The sequence below is a fragment of the Mycobacterium sp. MAA66 genome, assembly GCF_041261665.1.
Taxonomy (GTDB): Bacteria; Actinomycetota; Actinomycetes; order Mycobacteriales; family Mycobacteriaceae; genus Mycobacterium.
In genome coordinates, this window is the sequence record NZ_JBGCCC010000001.1 from 1245773 (window position 1) to 1268021 (window position 22249).

Annotated in this window: 19 protein-coding genes and 2 pseudogenes; 10 read left to right on the forward strand and 11 right to left on the reverse strand. The window is 62.8% G+C overall.

Annotation, left to right across the window (positions count from 1 at the left end):
- Positions 1–129 precede the first annotated feature (129 nt).
- Positions 130–783, reverse strand: a complete 654-nt coding sequence (phoU, locus tag ABIA30_RS06090) for a phosphate signaling complex protein PhoU (protein WP_370063015.1) — start codon at positions 781–783, stop codon at positions 130–132.
- 158 nt (positions 784–941) lie between these two features.
- Between phoU and ABIA30_RS06095 the strand changes: the two genes are divergently transcribed.
- A complete protein-coding gene (locus tag ABIA30_RS06095; protein ID WP_370063016.1) occupies positions 942–1244 on the forward strand; it encodes a DUF3349 domain-containing protein in 303 nt (100 codons plus the stop codon).
- Between the two features lie 22 nt (positions 1245–1266).
- Here ABIA30_RS06095 and ABIA30_RS06100 read toward each other — a convergent pair whose 3' ends face one another.
- A complete protein-coding gene (locus ABIA30_RS06100) occupies positions 1267–1533 on the reverse strand; it encodes a hypothetical protein (protein ID WP_370063017.1) in 267 nt (88 codons plus the stop codon).
- Between the two features lie 570 nt (positions 1534–2103).
- On the opposite strand from ABIA30_RS06100, the gene ABIA30_RS06105 reads away from it, so the two are divergent.
- Together ABIA30_RS06105 and ABIA30_RS06110 are read left to right on the forward strand one after the other, a co-directional pair.
- Complete coding sequence (locus ABIA30_RS06105) at positions 2104–2397, forward strand: hypothetical protein (RefSeq protein ID WP_370063018.1); 294 nt, start codon at positions 2104–2106, stop codon at positions 2395–2397.
- Between the two features lie 276 nt (positions 2398–2673).
- Positions 2674–4506, forward strand: coding sequence for a sulfatase-like hydrolase/transferase (locus ABIA30_RS06110; RefSeq protein ID WP_370063020.1), 1833 nt, complete (start codon positions 2674–2676; stop codon positions 4504–4506).
- A 37-nt stretch (positions 4507–4543) separates the two neighbouring features.
- On the opposite strand, the gene ABIA30_RS06115 is transcribed toward ABIA30_RS06110, so the two are convergent.
- Positions 4544–5191 carry a TetR/AcrR family transcriptional regulator gene (locus tag ABIA30_RS06115; protein ID WP_370063022.1) on the reverse strand — a complete coding sequence of 216 codons (648 nt, stop codon included), beginning with the start codon at positions 5189–5191 and terminating at the stop codon, positions 4544–4546.
- 139 nt (positions 5192–5330) lie between these two features.
- On the opposite strand from ABIA30_RS06115, the gene ABIA30_RS06120 reads away from it, so the two are divergent.
- From ABIA30_RS06120 to ABIA30_RS06130, 3 genes and pseudogenes are all read left to right on the forward strand, one after another.
- Positions 5331–6545 (forward strand): alpha/beta hydrolase family protein, encoded by a 1215-nt coding sequence (locus ABIA30_RS06120; protein ID WP_370063024.1) that lies wholly within the window; start codon positions 5331–5333, stop codon positions 6543–6545.
- A 31-nt stretch (positions 6546–6576) separates the two neighbouring features.
- Positions 6577–6797: pseudogene (locus ABIA30_RS06125) on the forward strand (nitroreductase/quinone reductase family protein); the annotation flags it as partial.
- A gap of 417 nt (positions 6798–7214) precedes the next feature.
- Complete coding sequence (locus tag ABIA30_RS06130) at positions 7215–7355, forward strand: hypothetical protein (RefSeq protein ID WP_370063026.1); 141 nt, start codon at positions 7215–7217, stop codon at positions 7353–7355.
- Here ABIA30_RS06130 and ABIA30_RS06135 read toward each other — a convergent pair.
- From ABIA30_RS06135 to ABIA30_RS06155, 5 genes and pseudogenes are all read right to left on the reverse strand, one after another.
- Complete coding sequence (locus ABIA30_RS06135) at positions 7352–8380, reverse strand: hypothetical protein (protein ID WP_370063028.1); 1029 nt, start codon at positions 8378–8380, stop codon at positions 7352–7354. The genes ABIA30_RS06130 and ABIA30_RS06135 overlap by 4 nt on opposite strands.
- Positions 8381–8741: 361 nt before the next feature.
- The gene (locus tag ABIA30_RS06140) at positions 8742–11120 is read right to left on the reverse strand and encodes a sulfatase-like hydrolase/transferase (RefSeq protein ID WP_370063030.1); all 2379 of its coding nucleotides are present in this window, start codon (positions 11118–11120) and stop codon (positions 8742–8744) included.
- A 383-nt stretch (positions 11121–11503) separates the two neighbouring features.
- A complete protein-coding gene (locus tag ABIA30_RS06145; protein ID WP_370063032.1) occupies positions 11504–12145 on the reverse strand; it encodes a TetR/AcrR family transcriptional regulator in 642 nt (213 codons plus the stop codon).
- Positions 12146–12212: 67 nt separating this feature from the next.
- A pseudogene (locus tag ABIA30_RS06150) lies at positions 12213–14143 on the reverse strand (fumarylacetoacetate hydrolase family protein).
- A 145-nt stretch (positions 14144–14288) separates the two neighbouring features.
- Positions 14289–15260, reverse strand: coding sequence for an NAD-dependent epimerase/dehydratase family protein (locus tag ABIA30_RS06155; RefSeq protein ID WP_370063034.1), 972 nt, complete (start codon positions 15258–15260; stop codon positions 14289–14291).
- A gap of 109 nt (positions 15261–15369) precedes the next feature.
- Between ABIA30_RS06155 and ABIA30_RS06160 the strand changes: the two genes are divergently transcribed.
- The 3 genes from ABIA30_RS06160 (at position 15370) to ABIA30_RS06170 (ending at position 18622) form a co-directional block, all read left to right on the forward strand.
- A complete protein-coding gene (locus tag ABIA30_RS06160; RefSeq protein WP_370063035.1) occupies positions 15370–16644 on the forward strand; it encodes a TetR/AcrR family transcriptional regulator C-terminal ligand-binding domain-containing protein in 1275 nt (424 codons plus the stop codon).
- 33 nt (positions 16645–16677) lie between these two features.
- Positions 16678–17307 (forward strand): TetR/AcrR family transcriptional regulator, encoded by a 630-nt coding sequence (locus ABIA30_RS06165; RefSeq protein WP_370063037.1) that lies wholly within the window; start codon positions 16678–16680, stop codon positions 17305–17307.
- Between the two features lie 151 nt (positions 17308–17458).
- Positions 17459–18622, forward strand: a complete 1164-nt coding sequence (locus ABIA30_RS06170; protein WP_370063039.1) for a lipase family protein — start codon at positions 17459–17461, stop codon at positions 18620–18622.
- Positions 18623–18715: 93 nt separating this feature from the next.
- On the opposite strand, the gene ABIA30_RS06175 is transcribed toward ABIA30_RS06170, so the two are convergent.
- From ABIA30_RS06175 to ABIA30_RS06185, 3 genes are all read right to left on the reverse strand, one after another.
- Entirely contained in the window at positions 18716–19489 is a 774-nt protein-coding gene (locus tag ABIA30_RS06175) for an SDR family NAD(P)-dependent oxidoreductase (RefSeq protein ID WP_370063041.1), read from the reverse strand.
- 117 nt (positions 19490–19606) lie between these two features.
- A complete protein-coding gene (locus ABIA30_RS06180) occupies positions 19607–20401 on the reverse strand; it encodes an enoyl-CoA hydratase/isomerase family protein (RefSeq protein WP_370063043.1) in 795 nt (264 codons plus the stop codon).
- Positions 20398–20877, reverse strand: coding sequence for a MaoC/PaaZ C-terminal domain-containing protein (locus tag ABIA30_RS06185; RefSeq protein WP_370063045.1), 480 nt, complete (start codon positions 20875–20877; stop codon positions 20398–20400). The genes ABIA30_RS06180 and ABIA30_RS06185 overlap by 4 nt, the downstream gene beginning before the upstream one ends.
- 150 nt (positions 20878–21027) lie before the next feature.
- Between ABIA30_RS06185 and ABIA30_RS06190 the strand changes: the two genes are divergently transcribed.
- Complete coding sequence (locus ABIA30_RS06190) at positions 21028–22212, forward strand: acyl-CoA dehydrogenase family protein (RefSeq protein WP_370063047.1); 1185 nt, start codon at positions 21028–21030, stop codon at positions 22210–22212.
- Positions 22213–22249: the final 37 nt, after the last annotated feature.

The following is a 22249-nucleotide window of genomic DNA, read 5'->3' on the forward strand; positions in this document are numbered from 1 at the left end:
GAGCCGGTGAACAACGAGAATTCGCTGGTCGGTCCGACCGGATTTCAATCTGCGACCACTGGAACCCCCAGGCGGTAGCGTTTGGGCGTTTCGTGACGTGGCACCCCACTTCATCGGGCGCACGAAACGTCAGTCTCTGAGCTTGCCTTTCTCACCGGTGACTTGGAAAACCACACGGCGACCGATTTCGACTGCGTGGTCTGCGAAGCGTTCGTAGAACCGACCCAGCAGTGTCGCATCGACGGCCGCGGCGACGTCGTGTTTCCACTCTTTGTCCAACAGGACCCGAAAGAGGTGGCGATGCAGTTCATCCATCGCTTCGTCGTCATCACGGATGCGGCCCGCTCGCTCGGCGTCCGACGACAAGACGACCTCGCGTGCGGTGTTGCCGAGGTCGACAGCGATTCTGCCCATTTCGGCGAAATAGCCGTTGACCTCTTCGGGCACCGCATCGCTGGGGTGACGACGACGCGCGATGTTGGCAACGTGTAACGCGAGGCCGCCCATGCGCTCGGCGTCGGCAACGTTCTGCAACGCCGAAACGACACTGCGTAGGTCGCCGGCGACCGGGGCTTGCAAAGCCAAGAGCAGGAAGGCCTCATCTTCCGCCTGGGCTTTCATTCGCCGCAGATTCTCGTGGTCGGAGATCACCTGCTCGGCGGTGATCAAATCGGCTTGCAGTACCGCTTGGGTTGCTCGCTCCATCGCTGTGCCCGCAAAGCCGCACATGTCAGCCAGGGTGGTCGTCAGGGCGTCGAGACGCTCGTGAAACAGGCCGCGCATCAGGTCACTGTAGAGCGGACCTCCAGATTCACCACGCCGGTGGCGGTAAACGCTGCGTCAATAGTGGCCTGACATCGAGTAAAACTGTTCACCAGGTTTGACGCCACCAACAAGGGTCATACCGTACGTGTCACGTCGTAACGGAGAAAGGTCAGCCGATGGCACTATCTGATGCGGTCGCTCGCGTGGTGGCCTTTCTGCGAGCCGGGTATCCCGACGGTGTACCTACCGCCGACTACATTCCGTTGCTTGCCGTGCTGCGCCGACGTCTGAGCGACGACGAGACCGTTCAGGTGGCCAACGAGCTTGTCTCTGCCGGCCAACTACCCATTGACGGCACCGACATTCGGGTGGCCATCACCAAACTGACCGACGAGATGCCCTCGTCAGAAGACACCGGACGGGTCCGTCAGCGCTTGGTCTCCGCGGGCTGGCCGGTGCACGATTCCCTTGAACCGTAACGTCATTGACGTAGCAACGCAGCTACGAGAGCTTGAAGCGGACAGTTAGCGCGCCCAGGATGCGGTCGGCTTCCTCGATCCGGGCATTCAACCGGGCTATCCGCTCCGGTGGCGCCTCCTCGGTGCGGACATGCTGGCGCGCATGTCGTTTTCGCTCGGCGATAGCGACAACCTGCCGCATATCACCGATCTCACCACGAAGGATGGCGGCGAACCGCCGCGCCTGCTCACGCTCGTTACGGCTGTCGGCATCCAAAATGGTGACAGAACCCCCCGGCCCCACGTCCATGTCCTATTCCTAGCCCAAATCAGGGGCGAAGAACAGACTGCATAGTTATACCGGGTCCTTTGTCAGGGTTCGATACACCCGTGGCCCTCCTCATGGCCCAGCGTGGCGGCGCTCGGTGGTTCCACCACGGACACGGCCCTGCGAGGACGAGCGGCGAACATTCACCCCAGACCCGGCCTCCGCAGGGCGGACAAGGTGTCTGCGCAGGGCAGTGACATGACGAGACGCGCAAATGCCGTTGAATGACGAACTGGCGCTTGGCGTTAGCTCCGCACCGCCATAATTGGCCCGCGTCCGTGCCGTCAGCCCGTCACTGCGCACGCTGCGCCGCGTCGATACCCATGTTCCACAGCAACCCCGTGTGCAAATGGACGATACGGTCGCCGCCACATAGCAAACAATAGAATAGCGGCACAGATAATATATCTGTCTTTGGCCTGGGAATCTGTGAACCAATCCGGGCGGTGGTTACACACGCGGCAACATGGTACAAACAGTACCAGTGAGCTGGCGGAACCCGAGCTGAGGTGCGATCAGTGCGGGTAGCCGGCTCAGAAAGGGGGCACGGTAATGGGCAAGAGCGATCGCGGGGCATGGGGGCAGCGGCGGAACCGGGGTGCCGACGATCCGGGTGATACCACGGCCATCGCCGTCGGGGTACGGGTGCGGTGGCAGCGGGCCGATCGGCTCGATGCCATCGGGGTGGTGATCGAGGATTACGACGGATACCACGGTGTCGCCGTTCACGTCGGTGACGACCGCATCGTTGGGGCGGCCCGGCGCTGGGCCGTCGCTCTCGATTCCGGGGAGCTGATATTCGCGGACTCCGACGATCTTCACGCGGTGGCCTCGACGCCGCAGTGATCGGCGCCGCAGCCCTGAACGAGAGGCTGTCTGTCTTCATTCGTGACATCGATGTGTGTGTTCGGGGACGCGGGGATCGTTCGGCATCGGGCACCACAGGTGATCCCACCCTGGTCCCGCACATTTTGCATTGACAACGACTCCGTCAAGGATGACGCGCGCAACACCACCACTTCGAACTAGGCTTCAGCACGACAGATCGGGGTTGCCTCGTCAGGAGGACGTCTCCATGTATGTGATCGCATCGACACGTCGCGGTACGACGATGGCCGTCAGATGACCGAAGGACCCGACGTTCCGGCGACGTCACCAGAGCCAACCGCGCGGCCCTCAGGGCAGGTGACTCGGCGGCACTTGCTCGGCGGCGCCGGACTACTCGGTCTGGGTGCCGCTGCGGGTGCCGCGGCCGCCACCGCAGTCCAGGGCTCTGATCGCGCAAATCGCAAGCAGCACTCCTCGCCCGACGTCAACGGTCCCGCGTCCCCGGCAACGCCTCGGCCGGCGAACCAGCCGCTGAACGTCATCCTGGTCATCCGCGACCAAACCCGGTTCGATTTGCCTGCGGCCGCCGGCTACAACACACCCGCACTGGATCGCCTTGCGCGGCAAGGGATCACCTTTCGTAACCACTACATCGCTTCGGCGATGTGCACCCCCTCCCGTGCGGCGTTCTACAGCGGGCATCCACCGCAAGTCAACGGGGTCTTCGATCAGATGGAGACGGGTTGGGTGCCGAACCTGTCCAAAGACCAGCCCAACATGGGTTCGATGATGAAGAAGCTCGGTTACCAGACCGCGTTCTTCGGCAAGTGGGAAATGGAAGCCGAGATCATCCCGCCCAAGCCGACGGTCAACTACAGCGAAGCGCTGCGGCCCTACGGTTTTGACATCTATCAGCCGGACGGCGATAAAGTCGGCGCGCCGAATCAGGGTTACGACACCGATGTGTATACCGCAGGCGAAGGAGTCCGCTGGCTTCGTCGCAACGTGCCCAAGTTTCGCGAATCCGGGCAACCATTCTTCTTGATCATGAGCTATCTGAATCCACACGACATCATGTATGCGGACGCCAACGTTCCCGGCACACCTCAAGTGCAGCAGGGTATCTCGAAAGAATCGATCGTCACGCCGCCGAAGAATTCGCTGTACAGCCAACGCTGGCGAACCGCCCCCTCGGCGACCTTGACCGAATCACTCTCTGCGCCAGGGATGCCTGCGGCCTTGGCCGAATACCACACCGGATGGGAAGGTGTTCTCGGCACCATTCCCACGAACCGTCCAGACATGTGGGAAGTCTTCAATGACTACTACCTGAACATGATTCGGGATACGGACCTTAGTCTGCAACAACTTGAGGATGCACTGGACGAACTTGCTCTCTGGGATGAGACCGTGGTGATCTTCACCGCGGATCACGGTGAGATGGCAGGCGATCATGGCGGTATTCGCGGCAAAGGTCCGATGGCTTACGAGGGCAACTCGCATGTGCCGTTGATCGTCGTGCATCCCGATTATCCCCAGGGCCAATCGTCCGATGTGGTGACCAGCCATCTGGACCTGATGCCGTCACTGCCCGGGCTCGCCAAGGTGCCGGAGAGTCAGCGCGTCGAGGCGGTGAAGGGTCTACCCGGCCACGACTTCTCCGGCGTGCTGGCCACGGCTGGGACAGCGGGTCCACAAGCCGTGCGCCGCGGCGCGTTGTTCAACTACGTCGGGCCCCTCACCATCGATTCCGACTACTGCGTGGCAGGGATGACTCAACTGCTTCAAGGTAAGCCGGCGCCCCCGTTGACCGAGCTGGGAAGCAAGCTCAACAAGCGCGGATTCTTGAGTTTCGCTTTTGACGGGCAGTACAAGTTCGCGCGTTACTACGCACCGAACAACTTCAATACGCCGATGACCCTCCAAGAGATTCTGCGCGACAACGACATCCAGCTATTCGACCTCAAAGTCGATCCGCAGGAGACGAACAATCTGGCGCTAGATCCGCGGAAGAACCGAGATCTCATACTGCGGATGAACGCATTACTGAACGAGCTGATGGCCACTGAAGTAGGCAAGAATGACGGCAGTTTCTTGCCGGAGCCGATTCGTCCGCGCCCTCGCTGAGTATCTCAAGACTGATGAGCCGTCGCTTGTACTGACATCACGCGCGGCGCGAGTTCGTCCGAGGTCGCGGTTGATCGGTTGCGCCGAAAGCTTTCAGGGTCCGCTGGACGGACCCCTCCAGTAGTTCGTCGTCAATCGGTCGGTCCAGCAGCAACAGGCGTACATAGGTTGGGGCGACGAGTAGTTCGATGACAGCGTAGGGATCGGTGTCGGCGGCCAGTTCGCCGCGTTCGATCGCGCGGTCAACGATGAGTGCTGCGCCGGTAAATCGATTCTGCCAGAAAGACTTTCGAGCCTCCGCGGATGCAGGGCTCCCGCCGTCCAGCGCCGCGGCCGCGCGCAGGATCCGCTCAACTTCCGGGCGGCGCACCAGCCTGATGATCTGCGAGAGCAGGGTGTGCAGATCGCCTTCCAGCGCGCCGGTGTCGGGCAGCGGATTGTCGACCTGGGCGAGATGAGCCAACGCGCCGCCGGCGAGGTCTGCCGGGGTTGGCCAGCGCCGGTACACGGTGGTCTCGGCAACCCCGGCCTCGCGGGCCACGTTTGCGACCGTCAGGCCGTCGTAACCGTGTGTGATCAGTTGATTCAATGCTGCGTCCAGCACAGCGATGCGCGCGCGCTCGGAGCGGCCCCCGGGGCGAGTCCTGACAGTTGCGGCATCGGACACGGCCTCGTCCTTGCGCATGGGCATACGCGCCTCCTTCATCATCCACAATCCGCCTCGGTAAGCCTGCACCTTAGGCGGTCACAAGGAGCCCTTGACGGCCCAACCCCCTAGAGCTATCCTCGTCTTAACGATATTTTTCTAGCGTTTAGGGTAAATCATGACATTCCTCATCAAGGACGAGGCCTACGCCTTCGAGACGCTGCGCGCTGCCGGCGCCGGTGTCTACTCGGGTGGCGACATCGGGGAAATCGTGGCGACGATGCGCGGTGTGCGTGCCGGACAGGACGCGTCGTGGTTGCGGGAGTGGTCTGCGACGGCCGACCGCGTCGCGGATATCGCCCACTCGGCCAGCAGCGCCGGTCACCGGGTCAGTGCCCGCGAAGCGTTCCTGCGGGCCTCCAACTACTACCGAAACGCCGAGTTCTTCCAGCGGGCCGCACCGGCGAACGACCCAGACGTGCAACGGCTTTCCAGGCTGTCACGCCAGATGTTCACGCACGCAATCGAACTCTTCGACACCCCGGCCACACCGGTCTCGATCCCCTACGAAGGCACCGAGCTTCCCGGCTATCTCTTTCTTGTCGACGACCGGCCCGTGCCGCGTCCCACCGTGATCTACACCAACGGCTACGACTCCACGGCCGAGGAGTCCTGGTTTGCCGTCGCTGGTGCTGCGATACGGCGTGGGTACAACGTCCTTGCCTACGACGGCCCGGGACAGGGCGCCGTCATCCGCGAGCAGGGACTCAGGTTCCGGCCCGATTGGGAGGCCGTCCTAGGGCCGGTCATCGACTACGCCGTCGCGCATTCCGCGGTGGATGCGACGGCGATCGTCCACTTCGGTTACAGCTTCGGGGCCTATCTCGTCGCTCGGACCGCCGTCAAAGATGACCGCGCTGCGGCGCTGATCCTCGACGACGGTTTACTCGACTGGCACCAGGTCTACGACAAGGCGATCCCGGGGCCGCTCATGCACCTCATCGACCGTGAGCGAGACCGCATTCCGAATCTGCTGATCGGGCTCATGACCCGGTTCAATACGCAGGCACGCTGGGGCTTGAACCACGGGCGATGGGCGGTGGGCGGGGCGAGTTACGCCGACTTCATAAGGCGCACCAGCGCGTACTCCCTCACCGATCTGGCACATCTGATCAAAACCCCCAGCCTCATCCTCGATGCCGCGGAAGACCAATTCTCAGCAGGTCAGCCTGATGCACTTGCCAAGGTCATGACCGCGCCGACCACCATCGCCCGATTCACCAGAAACGAAGGCGCAGCTGAACATTGCCACGTCGGCGCGCTCTCCCTCGCACACCAACGGATGTTCGACTGGCTCGATCGAACCCTGGCGCGGGACACGATTACCCGATGAACCCTGTCAAAGAGAACGAAGGATCAATCTGATTGCCCCGATAACACCGCCGCAGTGGTTTCTGAACTCGCCGTTGTTCCGTTACCTCACCAAGTGGCAGGCACGTATCAACACCTTCATGTACCACCGTGGCGGCGGAGAGGGTCTCGGCGGAACATTCCAGAACATTCCGGTCGCCCTGGTCACTAACACCGGACACAAGAGCGGCAAGGAGCGGTCAACCCGCTGTACTTCCTACGCGACGGTGGTCGCTGGGTCAGGTCCACGAATTCAGCGTGTCGATGGAATCGATACTCGTAACCCACATTTTTGATACGGAATCCCAATACGACGGTTATAACGTCTCGCACTGCGAGGGTGGGACAGTCTCGCTGAAGTTGATCGCCCCCGGTTCCCCCGACCGGGGGCGATCTTCAGCGTTACCTCGTCATCCACTGAGCCGCAACGGTCACCACAAACGGATTTCCACACGGGTCCGCTATGGACTGGATGCTCCCCCACACCCCAGCCGCGGGTTCCGCCTGCGTTCGAGCGGATTACTGAACCAGGTCTGAACAGTGCGCCGAACTTCCGGTAAGAATTGTCGAATTCGTTAATTTCTGGCAGGGGTGTGCTTACCCTCATCGTTGCCGCGGTTCGAGCGCGGATTTGTGTTCTACCGAGGCGCAGATGACCCAGCGCGGCGATGATGTCGTGCTGTTGGGCTTCTTCGACACACCGTTGAAACTGTCGCTGAACGCTGCCGTGTTGACCGGCATCACCATTGGATGCCGTTGGCGTTGCTATCCACCGCCGCTGGACCTTCACTAGCGTCCCGCCAAAGCCTCCCGGAACTGATCCGAGATGTAGAACGGGATGAGCCGACGCCGCAGTACCGACTCCAGATAGCCCCGCTCGTCGAGCAAGGCGATCACCGGAGGGCCGAAACGTAAGGCTTCCTCGAGCATGTCTTCACGCCCCACCCCGAGATCGAGCAGCAAATCGTAAAGGCTGACATCGCCATACTTTTCGAAGACCTGGTCAATGCCCTCATCGAGGAGAGCCCGGAAGTAGTCGGTGTCTCGGAAGGTGCGCCAGAACTCGTAGACCGGCACAACAGCGTCCTCGACGTCGTTGACCGAAATCACCGAAAGCGCCGACGACAACGGGCTGTCGAGGTTACGGCGCCACAGCTCGTTGACCGCCTCGACGAGCACGTTTTCGTCTGCATGAGTGCGGGCGAGTAGGAACCGGGCACCACGGCGCGCCAAACCCTCCGCACGAAGCTCCAACCGTTCGACCGAACCCTGTGGCATTCGGGCGCCGAGTCCGCCGAAAATGCGGCCCAGTCGACCACGGGTCAACGACTTGCCACCCTGCATGACAGATTCCGCCAACGCGTGTTGAACCAACATCACAAAGAAGTCAGCGAACGCCTCGCTGCTCAGAATTCGCTCCAGCACTCGCTGGGTGACGCCCAACTCGACCACCATCGCGCTGAGCTCACCGAAACGCCGCCCGTCGATAACCTCGCCGAAACTGATGTCAGTGGTCGCGGTGAGCGCAAACAGCCGCGAAGCAACCTCGCTGACTAGTTCCGCGATGCCACCTTCCACCGGCACCTGCACGGCGTACTTCGCGGCGGTGTTCTTGATCATCGCGGGTGTCACCGCCTCAGCCAGCGTGATCTGCGACGCCTCCGCCAACGCATGCTCAATCTCATCGAGCACCAAGCTGTTGTAGTTCTCGCCGCGCAGCTGTTGCATTGCGAACCTCACTTGCGCATCGAGGAGGCGAGCCGCGACCGGTTCGAGCGGCGGCTCAGGGCTGTTCGCCGGCTCAGGGGTGTGGGTCATTGGCAGCACCTTACTCAGCTCAAACTCATCGGCCACGCCATCGGAATGCAGCGCGATAGCTCGCCATGCTCGCCTGAAGTGCCACCCCTGCCGATGTTCCATAGCGAGCTTCGGAATGCGGTCCTCCAGAAACAGGAAAACCACCCGCACCAGGCGCGGGGCTCAGATGCGCTCGGCGGGGACGCAGCCCGAGATGCTGTTCGCCATCACGGACAGGCGTGGAACGCGGCAGCCTGTGTCAGAAGATCAGGCTGACGTTGAGACAGAGTCGACCAAGCACCGGTAGGCCGCCAACACAGAATCAGGCGTTGGCTCCGTCTCAAATGTGGTCTATTGCGAGACGGCGGTATCGCGACCGTGATTACTGGCGCGCCATTGCCACCCGGAAGCGTTCGTCGGGATCGATGTAGTGGTCGGCATTCTTGGCGTCCTCACCGAGGTCGATCCGCACCCAGTCGATCTTGCCGGTGAACCTGCTGCTGTGGGCGGTGTAGTCCGGGCTGACGGTGGTGCCGGATTCGTAGCCGACGTCGGTGGTTTCGTCGGCGGAGAAGATGAAGCCCTGGGTCTGCTCGACACGGCCCCGACCAACCTCGGTCCCGTTGTAATAAAGCGTGACCTCACCGCCCTTGCCCATGCCGCCGCCGTCATAGGTGAACTCCATGCGCACTTGAGTGGTGCCCGCCGGGATGGGGGCGACAGCGTCAACGCTGAATGACTTGATGCCCAGGACGTTGTAGTGGAACTTGGCCCGACCGTCCTTGGCATACAGGCTCCAGCCGCCGAATCGACCGCCCTGGGCGATGATTACCCCGTCTACCCCGTTCTCGGGCACCTGGACCTCCGAGGTGACGGCGAACGACTTGTTCTTGATGTCGACGACGCTGTTCTCCGACAACCGCCCCATGCCCGCGAACAGCAACTGACTGTTGCCTTTGATCAACGACGGTCGTCCGGCGGTGGCGGGGTTGATGCGTTCGATCTGGCGATCATCAAGCGGGAGCACGTTGTACTTGACCGCCTCGATCAGCCAGAGTCGTTGCAGCTCATGCAATTTGTCCGGATTCTCCTTCGATAGGTCGTTGGCCTGCGTCCAATCCACGTTGCCGTCGTAGAGTTCCCACACGTCATCATCGAAGGCAGGCATCACCTGACCGCCCATCGCCCACGGCGTGCGGTGCTTGGTCACCGCGCTCCACCCCTTGTGGTAGATGCCCCTGTTACAGAACATTTCGAAGTACTGCGTCGTGTGCCGCTCAGGCGCGTCGGCGTCATTGAAGCTATAGAACATGCTGGTGCCCTCGTACGGGCTTTGCAGGACGCCGTTGACCATCGTCGGCGCTGGAATGCCCGCCGCTTCGAGCACCGTGGGCGCGACGTCGATGACATGGCTGAACTGATTGCGGTGCCCACCCTTGTCCTCAATCCCTTTGGGCCAATGCACGATAGTGCCGTTGCGGGTGCCGCCCCAATGCGACGCCACCTGCTTAGTCCACTGATACGGGGAGTCCATCGCCCACGCCCAACCGACCGCGTAGTGGCCGTAGGAACCTTCCCCACCGAACTCATCGATCTTGGACGCCAGGAACTCGGGGGTCTCGATGTCGGCCATGCCGTTGAAATTGGCCATCTCGTTGAAGCAGCCCTGCAACGTGCCTTCTGCGGACGCACCGTTGTCACCGATGATCAAGTACACAAGCGTGTCGTCGAGCACCGGCCCGAGCGAGTCCAGCAGCCGACCGACGTGGTGGTCGGTGTGCTCCAAAAACGCCGCGTAGACCTCCATCTCGCGCTCCAGCACCGGGCGCAGCGCCGGGTCCATGTCGTCCCAGGCCGGGATCTCCGCATCGCGTGGGGTGAGCACGGCGTCCTCAGCGATGACTCCGAGCGCCTTCTGCCGCCCGAAGGTGATCTCGCGCTGGCGATCCCAGCCATGGGCGAACTTGCCCTTGTACTTCTCGATCCACTCCTGGGGCACCTGATGCGGGGCGTGCGTGGCACCCGGCGCGAAATACATGAAGAACGGCTTGTCGGGCAGCAACGCCTTCTGCTGACGCGCCCAGTTGATCGCCTTATCGGTCAGATCTTCGGTCAGGTGGTAGCCCTCGGCGGGTGTCTTCGGCGGCTCGATCGGCGTCGTGCCCTCGTACAGTGCAGGGTCCCACTGATTGTTCTCCCCACCGATGAAGCCGTAAAAGTACTCGAACCCGCCGCCGCCGGTCGGCCATGCAGTGAAAGGTCCCGCCGGGCTGGTCTGCCACACCGGAACCTCATGACACTTACCGAACTGAGCGGTGGCGTACCCATTGAGTTTCAACGTCAACGGCAGCGGGGCCTTGGTATTGGGCAGTACAGAAGTGTAACCCGGTGCAGCGGTGGCAGTTTCGGTGATGTTACCCATACCGACCGAGTGATGGTTGCGGCCCGTCAACAGCGCCTGGCGCGTCGGCGAGCACAGCGCCGTGGTGTGGAAACGGTTGTACTTCAACCCGCCCGAGGCCAGCCTCTCGAAGTTGGGGGTCTGGCACGGCCCGCCGAACGCGCTGCTAGCACCGAACCCCACGTCATCAATCAGGATGACCACGACGTTGGGCGCGCCATCGGGCGGACGGACATCCCTGATCGGCGGATAGCTAGTGTCCGGGTCCTTGGCGTCGTAGGTCGTCAACCCCACATGCGCCACATCAGGGACCGGCAGGATGTCGCGGCGAACAGGGTCTCGATGCTGTGCTTCTGCCATCGTGGGCGGACCTTCCGTTATCAGGAGGCCCCACACCGAACGGTTGAGCGCCGCCTCCTGGACGCACGCTCCCGATCGTAGACAGACCGCCACCTCACCACCCGCTTACCGATATGTCATTGACCCGAAGGAACGCGCCCCCTTCGTCAACCACCAAGCAGACATCGACGCGGGACACTGCTCGACGCTCGCCGCACCCGTCGAACATCGCGTGGACGAGCTAGTCAACGCTGGCCGCCCCTCGTTGACACAAAGTTGCGAGACTCTCGAATACGGTCGCATTCGAGACAACCCGCCAGCGGGATTGGTGACCAAGCCAGGACCGGGCCGGAAGCGGATCAGTCCTGATGCGCGCCGGCTCGTCTAACGACTGCCTCGGCAGGCTAATGCGCATCACCGCACTGAGGCTTTGAGCCTGACAGCGCGCGCAGCCACAACCCTTTGACGACCCGTAGTAGCCGTTCTAGATCGCGATCCCGCTCGTGACCAACGAACAACCCATAGCCGGCAGCTGTGGCCGCTGTGACGGCAGTCAACGTCGCGATCAACGCCTTACGGTCATCGTGGGCCGTCCATGTTCGGTCGACGCGGTCGTGCTCAATTACGCCTTCCACCTTGGCTACCACCGTCGCATGCAATTCATCGAGACCGTGGGCGATCCGACTATCGAGGTGCTGGTTGGCGCGGCAAGTTACCAGCGTCGGATCATTGCTGGCGAGGACGGCTGTGATCGCCGCTACGACCCGATCGACCACGATCGCATCGCTTTCGTCGCTGCGACGTGGGGCGAACGCGGCGTCGTACCGATCAAGTGCCGTGATCGACTCATTGAGCAGTTCAGCTAACACGTCGAACTTAGAATCGAAGTAGCAGTAGAACGACGATCTGGTGATACTGGCCCGGCGCGTGATGTCGCATACCAACACGTCGGTAAAAGCCTGCTGAGTGAGCACCTGGCGGAGCGCATTGACAATCGCCGCCCTATTCTTGTCACCTCGGTCCTGCGAGCGCTTTGGGTGGGTCATCGCGTTGTGGGCTGAAGCCGTTGTTGTAGTTGCCTTTTGAGCAGTGCGCGGCACGGGTCGGCAGAGCTCACCGTGTGGCGTCCCATTGCGCCATCGCGGTGAACAGTTCCGCTATGTCGGCGGGTGGGGTTGCCGGATCGAGGGCACGGAATTCGTGGTACACCGTGATCGCAATCCGTTCTGCGTCAGGCAATGTCGCGAAGCGGCCTAGATCAATGTCGGTCGCTGTCTGTTGCCAGGTCTTCCCAGCTTCGACGCCGGCGCGGACCGCCTGGCCGACATGGACCATGTAGTCCCGGACCGCGCGTATGCCCGACGCATCGGTCACGGGACCGTGCCCGGGAACGACCACCGACGGATTCAGCTCGAGCATCGTGTCGCACGCCGCGATCCAGCTCGCCGTCGGACCCGCCCACATGATGGGACTTCCGTCTATGAACAAGAGATCGCCCGTGAACAGTACCGAGGCGTCCGGTACCCACACTGCGACGTCACCGTGTGTGTGGGCTGGGCCCAACGGCAGTACCTGCACTACCCGTCCGCTGACGTCGATTGTGGTCGTGCCGCTCACGGTCGTGTCCGGTACCCGGACGGTGATGTCGTCGAATCGGAACTGCCCGAAGATGCGGCGGAGGTAAGGGGTCAGTGTCGGTCCGAGATCCGTGCCCAACATTGTGTCGAGGACCTGTGGGGGCACTTCGTGCATTTCGTGGATGGCTTCGGGTGCGGCGTGGATGCGCACTGCGTTGTCGAGCAGCTGGTTCCCGTAGCAATGGTCGCCGTTTGCGTGGGTATTGACCAGGTCGGCGATGGGCCGGACTCCGGTGATCGCGCTCATGGCAGCGAGCATTTCTCTGGTGAGCTCGAGGTCAAAGAGCGTGTCTACCAGCAGGGTTGAGCTTTCACCGGCGATGAGACCGGCGTTGCTCAAGCCCCAACTGCCATCCGGGGCCAGCCAGGCCCAGACGCCGTCGCCGACCTGATGCAGTCCTTTGGTGTATGGCAGTGTCACTGGTGGACCTCCACGCGATTCGCCACCGCGTAGATGGGGTTGGCCGCTCGGTCCGGTAGCGAATGGACCGGGTTGGCCGCTCGTACCGTTTGGCGGGTCGAACCGAGGCCGTCGCCCTGTAGCCGCACCACGTCGCCGACAGCGAGCCAGCTGGCGGGGTCCTCGCGGGTATCGATACGGGTGTGCTCGAACAGGCAGCCCCCGGGCACCGTGCCGGATCCGATGACGTCCCCGGGAACCAGGTCGACGCCGCGAGAGACGTAGGACAGTATCTCTCCGAACGTCCAGTCCGCCTGATCCAAAGTGCCGCAGGTGATCTCGCGATCATTGACGAAAGCGCGCAGCTCGATCGACAGTCGCCCGTCTCGGCGGAAAGGTTCCAGTTCATCTGGGGTCACCAGCCACGGACCCAGAGTCGTGGCACTGTCCTTGCCCTTCCCCATCCCGATCCCCAGTTCCATGTCGATGGCCTGCAGATCGCGAGCAGTCCAGTCGTTGAACAAGGTGTATCCGATGATGTGGGCTTCGGCTAGCTTGGGATGCAGGTCCCGGCCACCACGGCCGATCACCGCACCGACCTCGAGCTCGAAATCGAACAGCGACGATCCTGGCGAGATCGCGACATCATCGAACGGCCCTACCACCGAGGCGGGATTACCGAAGTAGAACGCCGGCACGGAATTCCACACCGCAGGTAGCTCGGCGGGTGCACCCATGGCTTGCCGACACCCGCGGAGATGATCCAGAAAACACAGCGAGTCGCGGATCGACGGCGGTCTGGAGATCGGTGCGTGCAGGTGGACATCGGTCAACTCGACGACCTCCGCCGGGTGTCGGTGCGCTGCTCGCGCTGCATCGCGCAATGTCTGCCCGTCATCGCCGAGCAACGCCACCAGATCGGTGACTCCGTCCACCGCACGCACGGTTTCTTGATCCAACAGGCCGACGTGTCGTCCCGAGTTGCTGCTGTAACTTACCCAACGCATTCCATCACCTTCGGTCTGTGGTTGTTATTTATGCGGAAGACGCGGTGCGTCGAGGTCGATCGACGCGATGGGGCAGGTGCATCCGTGGCCCCAAGTCGCGGGGCCGCCGGATGGGTGCCGATAATCATTCTGCCTACCCGTCGGTCTAGAAGGACACTCGCGCGGCGGCGGCTTGACGCTTGGGTTCGGGGTAAACACTGTTCGGGTCAAGCGGTTTCGGTAATCCGGCTAGATCCTCGATGACGCCGGGCCGGTGAGGTTGCCAGCCCAGTTCGTTCTGCGCTTTGGCGCTGGTGGCACGGACGTTGCCGAAGAAGTCGAGTTCGTTGAACCTGCCGTTGAGTGCTCGCATCGTCAGGTAGTCGACCATCTCAAGCTCACCGCCCAGTCCGGCGGCGGCGCTGACCGCCTTGGCCACCTGCAGAACCGGAACGGTATCGGTCGCCGCGAAATACAGTCCACGGGCCGAAGGGTTCTGCAGCGCAAGGGCATAGAGGTCAGCCAGGTCATCGACGTGGACGAACGTGACGGCGTTGTCGTAGTTGACCGCGTGCACCACGCCGTGCTTGCGCAGGCCGTTGAACATCCGGGCGATGGGCCCGATGTAGCCGCCTCGGCGACCATACAGTTGCCCGGGCGAGATGACGATGGCCCGAACACTGTCGGTCGCGAGGATCTTCTTGGTGATCTCGGCCAGATGCACGTAGAAGTAGGGCGGGGTCATCGGGTCCGCCTCGGTGACCACCCGCTCCGGGTTGACCAGGCCGGTATCCATCCAGGCGCCGGTGCCGCCGGTGACGATATAAGGCTTACCGGTACCCATGAGCGCCGCCAGGATCGCGTCGGTGGTCACCACCGTTTCGCTGACCGTCTCCAGCGCCTGGCTCAGAAATCCGCCGGTGGCGATCTGCACCACCCCGTCAGCTGCTGCCGCCTCCGCGCCGATGATCTCGCCATCACCCATCGACCCTCGCACCGGGTCGATTCCTGCCTCGGCGAGCTGCGCGGCGGATTCATCGCTACGAGCCAGACCCCGCAGGGTGTGGCCGTCGGCGAGCAACCGCTCGCACACCACCGACCCGATGTATCCCGTTCCGCCGATAACGAAGAGCTTCATTGCCATCCCCACTGGTTCTCTCGATCCCAAACGCACCGTTTTGTGCATTAGCCCACTTTAAGCACTGCCGAACCGTAAACGCAAGTGTTTGTGCTTTAGAATTTGAGGCATGGCATTACCAGCACGGCGCACCAGCGGCCGCAGCGCCCGCGTCCGCAGTGACGTCCTGGCAGCAACGACCGAAATCCTGCTCGAAGACGGCCTTGACGCGGCAACCATCACCGCCATCGCCGAACGCTCAGGCGTGCACCACACCTCCATCTACCGCCGGTGGGGCGATCGGTCGGCATTGATCTGCGATGCTCTGCGCGACGCGGTCGACACCGCGGTGCCCGTCCGGGACATCGGTGACCTTCGCGAAGAACTCACGCACGTGCTCGAGGATGTGCTCTCGATGTACCGGTCCCCCCTCGGACCGGTTCTCATGGACGCATTGCGATCGAGAGACCCAGCGCTAGAAGAACTGCGGCACGGCTACTTCGCCGCGCGACTCGAGTCCTGCGCCGTGATCGCCCAACGCGCCAAGGCACGCGGCGAACTACCCGAAGACGCCGACCACCGACTCGTATTTGAACAGTTGATGGGCCCCATTCTTGCCAGCGCACTACTCGGCGGCGACAGTGTGACATCCCTGCATCCGGGCACCGTCGTACACATGGTCCTCGACGGTGCAACACATCCCTATCCCCCGTCGGCGTCACGAGCACCATCGATCACCCAGCCGATCGCCGACATCTCGCCATCGCGTTCTCCAGCCGGATTCAACCCACGATCGCTTCGGTCAACCATCCAGCGGCAGAACAGCTCTCAGTTGCCCCAATTACACATTGATATCGCCACATACGAACCAGAAAGAGATCCGATGCTCGTCCCTCCCGCACTCCAGGCGCTCACCGACGATCAGAGAGCGGTCTACGACCGTTTTCCCGCCAACCTGACGCAATACCTTTTGCTCGCCGAGGCATCCGCGCAGCCTTACCTGAATCTCGGAATGTCGTTCCGATACGCAACGCTGGCGCCGAAAGACCGCGAAACCATCATCCTGCGGGTCGCGGGACTGCTCGACAACTCCTATGAGGCAATGCAGCACAAAGGAATAGCAACGTCCGTGGGGATCGATGAATCCGTCATCGATCAACTGCTCACCAAACACGCCAGCTTCCACGATCCCCGACTGGCCAAGATCGTCGCCTACGTCGACGCCGCAGTCTCCAACACCATCGACCCACTGACTGTCGAGACGCTCACGGCCGACTTCACCAACCGACAGATTGCCGAAATCGCCCTTCTCACTGGTCATTACGTGATGACATCGATATTCCTAAGGTCGCTGAACGTACCGCTGGATTCACAACCGACAGCATGGGGCGATGCACCGCAATGAAAACGCAAGGATCTGAGCATTAGAATCGAGGACATGGCACAACCAGTACGGCGCGCCGGTGGCCGCAGCGCCCGAGTTCGCAGCGATGTCCTGGCAGCAACGACCGCAATCCTTCTCGAAGAGGGCATCGATTCGGCGACCATCACTGCCATCGCCGAACGCTCCGGTGTGCACCACACCTCCATCTACCGACGTTGGGGCGATCGGGGGACGCTGATCTGCGAGGCATTGTTGGATGCTGTCGACACCGCGGTGCCTGTCCCACACACCGGCGACCTTCACGACGAGCTCACCCAGATGCTCGACGACGTACTGGCGCTCTATCAATCGCCACTGGGAACCGCCCTCATGGGCGCCATCCGTTCGTCTGATCCGGCCCTGGCCCAACTGGGAGGCGTGTATTTCAGTGCCCGCCTGGAACATTGCGCTTCGATCGCCGAGCGCGCCAAAGATCGCGGCGAGCTGCCCGCCACCGCGGATTACCGGCTCATCTTCGAACTTCTGATGGGTCCGTTCCTTGCCCGTGCGCTATTGAGCAGTAAGGACATCAAGACGCTGGACTCCGCGGCGATCGTCCATGCGGTACTCCAGGGAGTGACGACAGCTACTGCACCGAAATCAAGCCCGAAAGTTCGGTCGGGAAAGTCTCGTCGGCGTCAATGAGCCCTAAGGCACGGCATCTTGCGTTTAGATCGCACCGTGGCTACGGTGAGTCATTGCTCAGAACAGTGCGTTTGGGATCACGTGGACCAGGTACTGAGCAGTTCCGTCGCCATCCGCCGGACGTGCTGAAATCGATTGGAGCACTTACGTTATGAACGCGCTGCCGCGAATCGCCGCCGCGCTGCTCGCGGCCAGCGTCACGCTAGTAAGCGTCGCGTGCGGTACCGTCCCGCCGCCGGTATCCGGCCACCCATCGGCGCCCGTGGACCGTGCCGGTGCACTCGTGCACGCAGGACCAATGGACTCGGACCCGCAGTACACCGCCACCGACGTGCGGGCGCAGAGCTACCGCTACCGATCGGTGACGCCCGCCGGCGATCTCATTGACGTCGAAGCGCGCCTGTACCTGCCGCAAGGACATGCGCCGCCGGGCGGGTGGCCGCTCGCCGCCTACGCTCACGGCACCACAGGTGTCATACAGTCCTGCGCACCAACAGGATCCGATCCGTTGATAGCCGAGCTGCTCAGCCGCGGAGTCGCCGTGGCGGCGACCAACTACCAAGGACTTGGCGGCCCCGGCCGCCACCCATACCTTGACTCGGGCAGCCAGGCGCGCGATGTGCTGTACGCAGCCCGGGCTGCACGCGCGGCACGCGATGACCTATCGAACAGGATTGTGCTAGTGGGTCTTTCGCAAGGTGGGCGGGCGAGTGAAGCGGCCGCGTCCCTGACCGAGCTGACGCCGGAGTTGCACATCCTCGGCAATGCCATGGCCTCGCCGGCCCTGCGGCTAGATTTCGTCGCAGGGATCGAGAACAAAACCTTGACGGCAGTCCAGCTTGGGATCCTGCCGTTCATTGTGTACGGCGCGCAGCAGCACTACCCGGCGTTCCAGTACTCGTCAGTATTGCGGGGTGAGCTTCTCAAAGATGCGCCGGCGATCGCCAACACGTGCGCCTCTGAGATCGTCACCAAGTTCGCCTCGCTGCTCGGCCAGGTGACTGCTGCCGACACCCAGTTCGTCTCCGAGGCCGCCAAGACTGACCTGGCGAAGTACCTGGCCGACGGGAACCTGCCGTGGCGTGCACACACCAGCATCCCGGTGATGATTACTCGCGGTGACCACGACTCGTTGGTCTCCACACAGTGGACCGATGTTGCTGTGAAAGCCATGTGCGCTGCGCACACCACGCTTTACGATCAACTCCGGCCTGGAGACCACACCGATCACCCCGAGATCGACATCGCACGGGTGGGCAGCTGGGTAGCCGACCGATTTGCGCGCAAGCTCGCCCCGGATAACTGTCCGCGCTGATCCGGTTCTGCGTGTGATCCGGACAGTAACGCAGATGCGCTACCCGGCAGAGCATCTGGCGCGGTGGCGAGCAGCCAGGGAATTCATTCGCGGTCAGGGTCCCGTGCGTGGCGCACGGCGGCGTGCGAAGGGCACTCCGGCCAGGTGTGCTGTCGCCCCACCATCGACCGGGATGATCGCCCCGGACAGGTACGAGGGCGCCGACGAGGCAAGGAAGGCAATGACTTCGGCGACCTCGTCGGCGGTGGCCGTCCGTTGTTGGGGTGTCTGTCCCCGGCGCTCGTCGGGGATGCCGGCCAGGATACCATCGAGTAGCGGGGTGTCGGTGTTACCTGGGCAGACACAGTTGACTCGGATGCCGAAGCGCGCGAAGTCAGAGGCCCAGACGCGGGTCAGCGCGATGATGGCGCCTTTCGACGCGGTGTACGCGTCAACCCCCGGTGTGGCGGCGAGTCCCGCAGTGCTACCGACCGTGACCACAGCACCACCGTCGGTGAGCGTGGGGAGAAATGCCCGAACAGTGAGCATGGTGCCGGTGAGGTTCACATCGAGGGTCCGATGCCACGCGTCCAGGGAGAGGCGATCGACTGGACCGTCGTCGGGTCGAAGGTTCACCCCAGCCGCCGTCACGAGAGCGTCGATCGGTCCGATCGAGGCGGCAATGTCACTGAGGGTAGCCAAGTCGGTGATGTCCACGGGATGGGTGAATCGCGCGGGACCGGCACCATCGGCGGGACCATCGCTGGTCGCGATGACATTGCGGTCAAGGACGTGGATCGTCCAGCCGGCCGTTCGCATGCGGGCGGCGGTGGCGGCCCCGATGCCCGAAGCACCTCCGGTCACAACCGCCGCAGGACGGAACGTCATCGATTGTTGCTCTTCTCATCCGTGGGTGACTGGGCGAGGTCAGCGCGGGTTGCCCGACCTCGTGTGCGGCACGGTGACCCCTGGACCCAGATCAGTTGTGCCGTCGAGGCTTGATTGTCATCGTCCGGTGAACCGGGGTGGCCGCTTTCCGAAGAACGCGTCGACCGCCTCAACGTGGTCTTCACTCATGAAGGTGGTCAGTTCGTGGGCTGTCGCGATGTCGAAGGCCACGCCCAGCGACTGCTTGATCAGCTTGTTGACTGCCATCTTGGTGTAGCGGATGGCCAGGGGCGCTCCGGCGGCGAGCCTGCGGGCGAAGGCCATCGCTTGTTCATCGAGTTGGTCGTCGGGCACGACCCGGTTGATCAAGCCCAGGCGTTCGGCCTCGGCAGCGGTCAACGCGTCACCGGTCATGAGGTATTCCTTGGCTCGCGCCGGGCCGACCGCCATCGGCCACGCCACGGTGCCACCGTCGCCGGCGACGATCCCGGCGCGCACGTGCGGGTCGGCAATGCGGGCGCTTTCGGCCATGAAGATCACATCGCTGAAGAGGGCAATGCTTGTACCCAGACCCATCGCGTAGCCGTGGACGGCAGTCACGATTGGCACCTCGACGTCGAGCAGATCCCAGATCAGTTGTTTGGCGTCTCTGTTGAGGTCGGCCAACCGACTCGGGGTGCGCAGAGTCTGGAACCAGTGGAAGCTGCCCCCGGCTGAGAATGCCTTACCCCGCCCGTTCAGCAGGACCGCGCGGGCGACGTTTTCTTGCTTGAGTTCGCGGAACAGTGCCGTGAGCTCGTGGTGTAGGGGGTCGTCGACGGTGTTGAGGTCGTTGTCTGGGTGATCGATGGTGACTCGTAGGACGTCCTCGTCGAGCTTGATGTCCAGGCAGGTATAGCCGTCGTAGTTCACGCGCGTACCCCGTTGCGCTTTGCAGTCACGGGCTGAGCGAGTTCGGCACGCATCAAGAACGTGAGCTGGGCGGTCATCAGCGTTAGGTCGTCGCTGTCGAGGACGACGTATTCGAGCACGCACAAGCCACGGTCCGCGTGCCGGCCGGGCCGTGTGGAAATCACGCCGACGCGCACCCGGATGGTCGTGTCAATCGGGCACGGGCGCAGATGACGGATATCCGAGGCACCCAGGTAGGCCAGCACCGCACCGCCGAACACCTCTGACTGCGACACGAGGCCGACGGCGATCGAGAAGATCAACGGTCCCTGCGCGATTCGGGTTCCGAACTCGGTAGTCCGCGCGTAGTCCTCGTCGGTGTGCAGCGGGTAGAAGTCGCCGGTGAGGCCCGAGAATCCCACGATGTGAGCCTCGGTCACAGTGCGACCGACTGTGGTCCACCGGTCTCCAGCGTGAAAATCGCTCAGTACCTTCATCGGCGCCTCCCCTCAAGTCAGGTGCAGCGGTACGACCGCTGTGCCATCCATATCTCGCTAACCGTACGGATAGTCAGTTAGAGTGTCAACGAGACGCCCGCGTCAGGATCACCTGCCGCGGGTTCCGAGAAGCGAGAGGGTGTGAAACCGATGTTCACCGAGGAGCACGAATCACTGCGCAAATCGATCCGGCGTTGGGTCAGTCAGGAACTCGAGCCGCACGTCGACGAGTGGGAGGCGACCGGGCACTTTCCCGATTCAGTGTTCCGCCGCGCCGGCGAGCTCGGCCTGTTGGGTCTGCATTATCCCGAGGAGTACGGCGGAGCCGGTGGCGACTACCTGGCCGCTGTCATCCTTGCCGAGGAGCTTTCGCGGTGCGGATGCGGGGCCATTCCGATGGCGCTGGCCGTACAGACTGATATGGCAACGCCCGCCATCGCTCGCTTTGGCACCGAGTGGCAGAAGCACGCCTATCTAGCTCCCGCGATCTCTGGCGAGAAGATCGCCGCGATCGCGATCACCGAACCGGGTGCCGGCTCGGATGTGGCGGCGATCCGAACCCGGGCCCGTCGCGACAACGACAGCTACGTGATCACGGGCAGCAAAACCTACATCACGAACGGCACTCGAGCTGACTTCTGCACCCTGGTTGCCACGACCGATCCTTCCGCTCGCCACCGCGGTATCGGACTTTTCCTGGTCGACACCGATCTGCCCGGCTTCTCGGTGGCGCGCAAACTCAGCAAGGTGGGGATGCGATCCTCGGATACTGCAGAGCTGTTTCTCGACGAAGTACGCGTGCCGGCCCGCAACCTCATCGGCGAGGTGGAAGGCCAGGGATTCGCACAGCTGATGTCGCAATTACAGATGGAACGACTGATCAACGCTGTGCTGTCGGTCTCACAGGCCAGCGTCGCGCTGGAAGAGACGATCGAATACGTCAAGAACAGGCACGCGTTCGGCGCGCCGCTGGCCACCCAGCAGGTCGTGGCCCACAAGCTCGCCGATGCCGCGACCGAACTCGCGGCGGCCAAGGCATTCGTGTACTCCGCAGCGATAAAGGTCGGCCAGGGGGTGCCCGAGGACCTCGAAATTTCCATGGTCAAGAAATACGCCGCCCAAGTTCAGTGCCGCATCGCGGACGTCTGCGTGCAGTTGCACGGGGGCGCGGGATACATGGATGAGTACCGCGTCAGCCGACAGTGGAGAGACAGCCGCCTTCAGCGCATCGGAGCCGGCGCGGACGAGGTGATGAACGACATCATCGCCAAGCGGCTGGGCCTGGGAGTCGCCGCGGCAAGCAAGCCGGTCGACGCGCTCACCACACGCGCCTGAGCAACCTCATGCGCTCCATCGCCGACAACCCCCAGCG

Coding starts and splice junctions, on each gene's coding strand:
- phoU (WP_370063015.1), bottom strand. CDS start 783: ATGCGCGGCCTGTTTCACGAGCGTCTCGACGCCCTGACGACCACCCTG.
- ABIA30_RS06095 (WP_370063016.1), top strand. CDS start 942: ATGGCACTATCTGATGCGGTCGCTCGCGTGGTGGCCTTTCTGCGAGCC.
- ABIA30_RS06100 (WP_370063017.1), bottom strand. CDS start 1,533: ATGGACGTGGGGCCGGGGGGTTCTGTCACCATTTTGGATGCCGACAGC.
- ABIA30_RS06105 (WP_370063018.1), top strand. CDS start 2,104: ATGGGCAAGAGCGATCGCGGGGCATGGGGGCAGCGGCGGAACCGGGGT.
- ABIA30_RS06110 (WP_370063020.1), top strand. CDS start 2,674: ATGACCGAAGGACCCGACGTTCCGGCGACGTCACCAGAGCCAACCGCG.
- ABIA30_RS06115 (WP_370063022.1), bottom strand. CDS start 5,191: ATGCGCAAGGACGAGGCCGTGTCCGATGCCGCAACTGTCAGGACTCGC.
- ABIA30_RS06120 (WP_370063024.1), top strand. CDS start 5,331: ATGACATTCCTCATCAAGGACGAGGCCTACGCCTTCGAGACGCTGCGC.
- ABIA30_RS06130 (WP_370063026.1), top strand. CDS start 7,215: ATGACCCAGCGCGGCGATGATGTCGTGCTGTTGGGCTTCTTCGACACA.
- ABIA30_RS06135 (WP_370063028.1), bottom strand. CDS start 8,380: ATGACCCACACCCCTGAGCCGGCGAACAGCCCTGAGCCGCCGCTCGAA.
- ABIA30_RS06140 (WP_370063030.1), bottom strand. CDS start 11,120: ATGGCAGAAGCACAGCATCGAGACCCTGTTCGCCGCGACATCCTGCCG.
- ABIA30_RS06145 (WP_370063032.1), bottom strand. CDS start 12,145: ATGACCCACCCAAAGCGCTCGCAGGACCGAGGTGACAAGAATAGGGCG.
- ABIA30_RS06155 (WP_370063034.1), bottom strand. CDS start 15,260: ATGAAGCTCTTCGTTATCGGCGGAACGGGATACATCGGGTCGGTGGTG.
- ABIA30_RS06160 (WP_370063035.1), top strand. CDS start 15,370: ATGGCATTACCAGCACGGCGCACCAGCGGCCGCAGCGCCCGCGTCCGC.
- ABIA30_RS06165 (WP_370063037.1), top strand. CDS start 16,678: ATGGCACAACCAGTACGGCGCGCCGGTGGCCGCAGCGCCCGAGTTCGC.
- ABIA30_RS06170 (WP_370063039.1), top strand. CDS start 17,459: ATGAACGCGCTGCCGCGAATCGCCGCCGCGCTGCTCGCGGCCAGCGTC.
- ABIA30_RS06175 (WP_370063041.1), bottom strand. CDS start 19,489: ATGACGTTCCGTCCTGCGGCGGTTGTGACCGGAGGTGCTTCGGGCATC.
- ABIA30_RS06185 (WP_370063045.1), bottom strand. CDS start 20,877: ATGAAGGTACTGAGCGATTTTCACGCTGGAGACCGGTGGACCACAGTC.
- ABIA30_RS06190 (WP_370063047.1), top strand. CDS start 21,028: ATGTTCACCGAGGAGCACGAATCACTGCGCAAATCGATCCGGCGTTGG.